At 51.0% G+C, this 657-nt stretch carries 1 protein-coding gene; it reads left to right on the top strand.

Annotation, left to right across the window (positions count from 1 at the left end):
- Positions 1–89: 89 nt before the first annotated feature.
- Positions 90–657 (top strand): IS110 family transposase (locus ACFZPT_RS26535; RefSeq protein ID WP_379555941.1); only part of this gene is annotated, 568 nt, incomplete at its 3' end.

The raw sequence follows: 657 nt of genomic DNA, 5'->3' as shown, positions 1-657 counted from the left end.
TGTGGTAATGGAATGGACGCCCCCTTCCTAACGGCATCTATGTGCCAAAGTTAAAGTGTTACCCACACTTAGCGGAAGGGAGCGTCCTCATGCAGCTTACGACTGTTTCGGTTGACTTGGCAAAAACCGTGTTTCAACTTCACGCGATCGATCAACAAGGAAAAACAGCGCTAAGGAAGCGGCTTAAACGTGAGCAGGTTGTCCCTTTTTTTGCCAACCTGGAGCCCTGCCTAGTGGGCATGGAGGCATGTGGCGGAGCCCACTATTGGGCAAGAAAACTGCAGGCACTTGGTCATACGGTCAAGTTAATGGCTCCGCAATTTGTGAAGCCCTACGTGAAGTCGAACAAAAACGATGTAGCTGACGCAGAAGCGATCTGTGAAGCCGTTACTCGGCCCAACATGCGCTTTGTGCCGATCAAGACGGTAGAGCAGCAAGCTATTTTGGCGGTGCATTGCGCACGGCAAGGGTTTGTAAAGGCCAGAACGGCACAAGCTAATTCGATTCGTGGGCTCCTTGGAGAATTTGGCGTGGTCTTGCCTCAGGGCATTCGACATATCGTCGAGCGTTTGCCGGATATTTTGGAAGATCATGAAAACGCTCTTCCTGGATCGTTACGTCAACTGATGCAGCGCTTGATGGAGCATTTCAAAGAGC

Source organism: Pseudomonas sp. MD330_10 (assembly GCF_042610415.1).
In the GTDB taxonomy this organism is placed as follows: domain Bacteria; phylum Pseudomonadota; class Gammaproteobacteria; order Pseudomonadales; family Pseudomonadaceae; genus Aquipseudomonas; species Aquipseudomonas rhodesiae.
This window is presented reverse-complemented; position numbering and strand designations above follow the sequence as displayed.